This window comes from Chroococcidiopsis sp., assembly GCF_051657925.1.
Lineage (GTDB): Bacteria > Cyanobacteriota > Cyanobacteriia > Cyanobacteriales > Chroococcidiopsidaceae > Chroococcidiopsis.
Genome location: NZ_JBOFLP010000056.1, coordinates 1 through 6275 on the forward strand (window position 1 = coordinate 1; position 6275 = coordinate 6275).

General features: G+C 45.1%; 5 protein-coding genes. 2 read left to right on the forward strand and 3 right to left on the reverse strand.

Going from position 1 to position 6275, the window contains the following annotated elements; translation table 11 throughout:
• Together ACRC32_RS04190 and ACRC32_RS04195 are read right to left on the reverse strand one after the other, a co-directional pair.
• The coding region (locus tag ACRC32_RS04190) for a response regulator (protein ID WP_438552799.1) at window positions 1-322 on the reverse strand (322 nt) is incomplete at its 3' end.
• 101 nt (window positions 323-423) lie between these two features.
• Complete coding sequence (locus tag ACRC32_RS04195) at window positions 424-1539, reverse strand: ATP-binding response regulator (RefSeq protein ID WP_438552800.1); 1116 nt, start codon at window positions 1537-1539, stop codon at window positions 424-426.
• Between the two features lie 173 nt (window positions 1540-1712).
• On the opposite strand from ACRC32_RS04195, the gene ACRC32_RS04200 reads away from it, so the two are divergent.
• Both ACRC32_RS04200 and ACRC32_RS04205 read left to right on the forward strand, forming a co-directional pair.
• Window positions 1713-2762: a cytochrome-c peroxidase gene (locus tag ACRC32_RS04200; protein WP_438552801.1), complete on the forward strand. Its 1050-nt coding sequence runs from the start codon at window positions 1713-1715 to the stop codon at window positions 2760-2762.
• An 8-nt stretch (window positions 2763-2770) separates the two neighbouring features.
• On the forward strand, window positions 2771-5839 hold the full coding sequence (locus ACRC32_RS04205; protein ID WP_438552802.1) for a DAHL domain-containing protein: 3069 nt from the start codon (window positions 2771-2773) through the stop codon (window positions 5837-5839).
• Here ACRC32_RS04205 and ACRC32_RS04210 read toward each other — a convergent pair.
• Window positions 5836-6275: hypothetical protein (locus tag ACRC32_RS04210; protein WP_438552803.1), on the reverse strand; the 440-nt coding region annotated here is incomplete at its 5' end. The genes ACRC32_RS04205 and ACRC32_RS04210 overlap by 4 nt on opposite strands.

Sequence of the window (6275 nt, forward strand, 5' to 3'; positions counted from 1 at the left end):
ATAAATATCCCTTCGCACCAAAGCGTAGAGCTTCCGATACATAATTGGCATCGTCAAATGTAGTTAGAACTAAAACTTTAATATTGGTAAATTCCTGGCACATTTGTTGAGTCGCCGTCACGCCATCCATAACTGGCATCCGAATATCCATGAGGACAATATCTGGTGGATCGGATTTGGCGTATAGCGATCTTACTGCGTCAATTGCTTGCTGTCCGTTACTAGCTTCTCCCACTACTTGCAAGTCAGGTTTAATTTCCAGCAAGGTTTTCAAGCCGCGTCGGACAATCTCTTGATCTTCAACCAGTAGCACCCGAATCATTTTAATTAGTCATTGGTCATTGGTTATTGGTCATTGGTCATTGGTTGATTGTTGCACCCTCTGCCCCTCTGCACCTGAAGCCCCTCTTGCCCCTCTGCTCCCTACTCCCTGCTCCCTGCTCCCTCATTTCTAGGAAATCTGGCTGTAATTCTACAACCATTGCCAGGTGCGCTGGTAATTTCTAACTGTCCTCCAACCGCTAGCACTCGTTCGCGCATTCCCTGCAATCCGAAGCCATTCTGGTTTTCATCGGCACAAAAGCCGCCACCATTATCTTGCAGCTTCAGTGATAGCTCGGTGGGCGTGGTTTGAATTTGTAACTGGACAGATGTAGCTTCTGCATGTTTGCAGATATTTGTCAATCCTTCTTGCACAATTCGATATACCACAGTATTTACTGAGTAAGAAAAGGGAAAGGAGAGATCGAGCTGACACTCAGGGGCAATGCCTGTTGTATGATGAAATTCTTCGATTAAGGCAGCGATCGCCCGATCTAATAATTGACCTTGCAACGGATCTGACCTAATATCTGTTACCGAACGGCGCACGGCGTTTAATGCCTCAGTTCCTAGTTTTTTTGCTTCGCCCAGAAACTCAAAAGCGCGATCGGGTGCTGTTTGCCAAAGCGTTAGCGCGGTTTCCATTTGAATGTTGAGTCCGACTAAAATATGTCCCAGAGAGTCGTGAATATCGCGGGCGATGCGATGGCGTTCTTCTATTGCAGTCATTTCTTCGATCCGCTGGTTTAACGTCTGTTCCTGTTCCAAGGCGCAGCGGAGATTGGCTTCTGCTTGCTGCAAGCGATCGTTTTGGGTTTGTAATGCCACTTGCATCCGACGTAAAGATAGCTGAGTTTCAATGCGGGCGAAGACTTCCTCTTCTTGAAATGGTTTGGTGATGTAATCGACTCCACCAAATGTAAAGGCTTTGACTTTATCCAAAACTTCGTTTAACGCACTGATAAAAATGATGGGAATATTTTGAGTCAGATGATTTGCTTTGAGGCGCTGACAAACTTCATATCCGTTCATTTCAGGCATATTAATATCTAATAAGATTAAGTCTGGTGGCTGTGCCTGCGCTCCCATTAAAGCCGCCGATCCGCTCATCACTGCGCGTATTTCATAACCGCGATCGCTCAACATGGCAGATAATAGCCGTAGGTTATCCGGCTTGTCATCGACGATCAGAATATCTCCATTTTTTTCAATCTGCATAAAAATAATTGACTCGTCTGATAATTATATAGCGAGTCTAAACAGCGAAGTAAAACTTCTATCAGGACTGTCAATGGTTAATGGTCAACGATCGGCCACTATTAACTATTAACAGCCTTGACAAAATGTTCGCAAATCAAATAGAAACGCTATATAACAAAAACTTCTTATTGATGACTAAGCAAGTTCTTCGCAGGATATATCTCGTTGCATTGGTAATTTTGGCAACATTGGTAGCCATTTGGTGGCAACGCATCCAAACGCCCCAACCAATGAGAGAAGCTGTGTTTGAACGCATAGAAACCGTACAAGTGGATGAACCGATTCAACCAATTCCACTCCAGATTTCCTTGGATCGAGGTAAGGTGGCGTTGGGCGAGCAACTGTTTCACGATCGGCGACTCTCCTCAGATAATAGGATTTCTTGCCTCAGTTGTCACGCTCTCAATCGCGGAGGGGCAGATAATAAGGCTTTTTCAATTGGCGTGAATGGTGCGGTAGGTAATGTTAACACCCCGACTGTCTATAATTCAGCATTTAATGCTTACTTGAATTGGAATGGTAAATTTTCCACGTTGGAAGACTTCACCACAGCCGTGATTCAAAATCCTAGAGCAATGGGAATTCAATGGCAAGTTTTGCTGCCAAAGTTGCAACGGGTTCCAGACTATGTACGGGCGTTTAACCAAAATTATCCTGATGGTTTGACAGCCACAAATGTTGTAGATGCGATCGCCACTTATTTGCGATCGCTATACACTCCCAATTCGCGCTTCGATCGCTACTTACGCGGCGATAAATCTGCGATTAGTGCTACAGAAAAAGAAGGCTATCGACTATTCCAAACTTACGGTTGCGTTAGTTGCCATCAAGGAATGAATGTGGGAGGCAATTTGTTTCAAAAGTTTGGCATTATGGGCGACTATTTCCGCGATCGCGGTAAGATTGCGAAAGTAGATTTAGGGCGCTATAACGTCACTCAAGATGAAGCGGATATGTTTGTCTTTCGCGTCCCTAGCCTCCGCAATGTTGCCTTAACAGCACCCTATTTTCACGACGGTTCTGTGCAAACATTAGAGCAAGCAATTAACATCATGGCAAAGTATCAACTGGGGCGATCGCTTTCCGCTCGAGATACCCAGTTCATCGTTCAGTTTCTCCGCACTCTGACGGGAGAGCATTCTGAAGTCGTAAGTCGTAAGTCGCTGATAACTGACAACTGATAACTGATATGCATCCACTGCGCTTGAAAACATTCGTTTCTGCCCTGAGCGGCTATTTGCTGCCAACGGGTGCAGTCATCTTATTTTTACTGCTGTGGATGAAATCGCAGGCGATCGACCCCAACCGACACAATCGCTACATTAGTAATTTACTACGAATTCAAGAACTCGATGCGCGGATAAATCAAAATGTCTTGCAAGCACGGTTGGGATTGCTGCCGTACTACGATCCGATCGTGCATGAATTGGCAAAACTGAAACGAATTCAAGCAGATTTACAACAAATTCCGGTGTTTCTTGATGCAGGCGAACGACAGTCAATCGACCGCGCTATTGAACTACATATTCAACTCTATCAGGACAAGGAAAGCCAGATCGAACAGTTTAAGTCTCAAATAGCTATTTTGCGTAATTCTGAGTCATATTTTCCTGTTTCTGTCAACAGTTTGCTCCAGAATCAGACGATCGATCCAACTTTAGCAGCTCTGCTGAATAAATTATTGCAGGACGTACTGTTATTCAACCTCACCACCAGCCAAGAATTAAAACCACAGATTGAAGGTACAATTTCCCAAATTCTTGCTGTATCTCGCCCTACAGCTCAACGCGCGGATGTAGAACGAGCGATCGCCCATGCGCGTATCATCTTAACGCGCCGTCCCCAAGGAGATCGCTTAGTAAATAACATATTGTCGCTACCGACTGGCGATCGCGGTGAAGACATTGCCCAAGCTTACTACAACGCCTATCAACAAGCACTCGATACTGCAAGTTTGAATCGACTGGCGCTTTACTTACTCTCTACATTATTAATTATTGGAATTGCCACTTCAATTATTTGGAAACTCCGCACCTCTGCGATCGCCGTACAACAAAGCGAAGCAAAATTACGGGCAATTTTTGAGAACTCCCTGTTCGGTATTTTTCGCGTGCGGCTGGAAGATGGTTTAATTTTGGCTGCCAACCAGCGATGTGCAAATATGTTGGGGCATGAATCGCCAGCAGAAATCGTCGGACATAAGCGCACTATCGATTTTTACGTCGATCCCAGCCAACGTCAGCAAATGCTCGAAATCGTACAACAGCAAGGCGAAATTAACAACTTCGAGCAGCAATTTCGCCGACAAGACGGAACGACATTCTGGGGGCTATTTTCGGCACGGTTAAACGTTGCAGAAGCGTGTTTGGAAGGCGCAATCGCCGATATTAGCGATCGCCATCAAGCAGAAGCGGCGCTACAAGCTTCGGAAGCAGAACTGCAAGTCATGTTTGCTGCCATGACAGATACCGTAATTGTCTTTGATGCTGAGGGGCGTTACTTAAAATATATTCCCAAACAATCATTGGCTTACAAACCCCGCGTGCAACGGATTGGCAAAACCGTACATGACATTTTACCCAAGGAAACTGCGGATTTGTATCTCGACGCAATTCGACGCACGCTGTATTTGCAACAACAATCTGGCGATCTAGGAGATTGTCTGCAAAAAAGTATTAATGTTGAATACTACTTACCGATTCAAGGTAAAAAAACTTGGTTTTCCGCTAGTGTCTCTATTCTTTCTCAGAATACAGTCCTTTGGGTAGCCCGCGATATTAGCGATCGCAAAGCTACTGAAGTCACCCTAGCGCAGGCAAAAGAAGCCGCAGAAGTCGCAAATCATGCCAAAACTCAGTTTCTCTCTCACATGAGCCACGAATTACGTACTCCCCTAAGCGTAATTTTAGGCTTTACGCAACTCCTGACTCGCAGCAGTAGGCTCGATCCCAAACAACAGGAATATCTCGATACGATTAGTCGCAGCGGCGAACACCTCCTCACCCTCATTAACGACGTGCTGGAAATGTCCAAAATTGAAGCAGACAGGATCGCGCTCAACGAGCAAGATTTCAACCTGCATCATTTATTGGATGGACTACAACAAATGTTTCAATTTAAAGCGACATCCAAAGGATTAGAATTTACCGTTGAGCGATCGCCCGATCTACCCGAATGCATCCGCACCGACGAAAGTAAACTGCGTCAGGTTTTAGTCAATCTAATTGGCAACGCGATTAAATTTACTCAGGCTGGAAGTGTAACTTTACGAGTGTCATTTGTCATCCGTCATTTGTCATTAGCAAAAGATGCTCAACAAATGACCAATGACCAAGGACAAATGACAATACATTTTTCAGTCGAAGACACCGGAGTCGGAATTGCTTCAGCAGAAATCGATCGCCTTTTCGATCCGTTCGTGCAAGCGGAAGCGGGTATTAGTTCTCAGGAGGGAACGGGGTTGGGATTGCCGATTAGTCGCAAATTCGTGCAATTGATGGGTGGAAATATTACGGTGGAAAGCCGTTTGGGTGAGGGAAGTTGCTTTGAGTTTTATATTCAAGCAGAGAATACCGCAGCCGATGTCATTCCATCACCAACAACCTCCAGACAAGTTATCGGGTTAGCTGCGGGACAGCCTGCATATCGGATTTTGATTGTGGAGGATAAGCCCAGCAATCGACAGTTGTTATTAGAACTACTCCAACCTGTAGGGTTTGACGTGCGAGAAGCAGAGAACGGACGAGAGGCGATCGCAATTTGGCAAAGTTGGCAACCGCACCTAATCTGGATGGATCTGCGAATGCCTGTCATGGATGGATACGCAGCCACCAAACAAATCAAATCAGCCCCAGATGCTCCCATTATCATTGTCTTAACTGGTAGTGCTTTTGAGGAAGAACGCCAAATTGCCGTTGCTACTGGCTGCGATGACTTTATCCGCAAACCCTTCCGTGCCGAAGTTCTATTTGAGAAAATGACTGAATATCTTGGCGTGCAGTATATTTACAAGGAGGAAGAAGGGAGAAAAGCGCTCGATTCAAACCGCAATCTTCATGCTTCATCGTTACAAGTCATGCCTGTTGAATGGATCGAACAATTGCGCCAAGCGGCGATTTGCGTTAATGCTAAGTTATTGCATCAATTAATCGCCCAAATTCCTCTATCACACGCATCTTTAGCCCAGTCGATCGCGCATTTAGTCAATAATTTTCAGTTTGAAGAAATTGTGACTTTAACGAGTGCCTTCTGTCACTAGTTCCAGTTCAGCGCGATCGCGACTTGGTTAGCCAAAGCTAATAAATCGAATGGCTTGGCGAGCGCAACAATTACGCCTAAATTCAGCGATTGTGGTAACTGATAAGAGTGTATGGTATTGGTTAATAGGATCACAGGAATATGCTGAGTGACGGGGTTTTGCTGTAGTTGTTGTAAGATTGTTGACCAATCGCGATCGGGTGTTAGATCTGCTGCAACTTCTACTGAGCGATCGCTATACTTGGTAGTGCAGGCATCCAAGTCTAATAAAATCGCATCGACTTGTCTTGTCTGGGCTAAGACAACAATTTCGCAACGTGAATCGGCAACCAAAACTTCCCAGCCAGCAGCGATTTCTAAACAAAGCTGAGCTAGTTCTCGAATCGCATTCTCATTCTCAATCAGTAAAACACGGCGAGATGCACGATTAATCACAA

What these genes read in the sequence shown, in the direction of transcription:
- ACRC32_RS04195 (WP_438552800.1), bottom strand. Translation starts at nt 1,539, where the DNA reads ATGCAGATTGAAAAAAATGGAGATATTCTGATCGTCGATGACAAGCCG.
- ACRC32_RS04200 (WP_438552801.1), top strand. Translation starts at nt 1,713, where the DNA reads ATGACTAAGCAAGTTCTTCGCAGGATATATCTCGTTGCATTGGTAATT.
- ACRC32_RS04205 (WP_438552802.1), top strand. Translation starts at nt 2,771, where the DNA reads ATGCATCCACTGCGCTTGAAAACATTCGTTTCTGCCCTGAGCGGCTAT.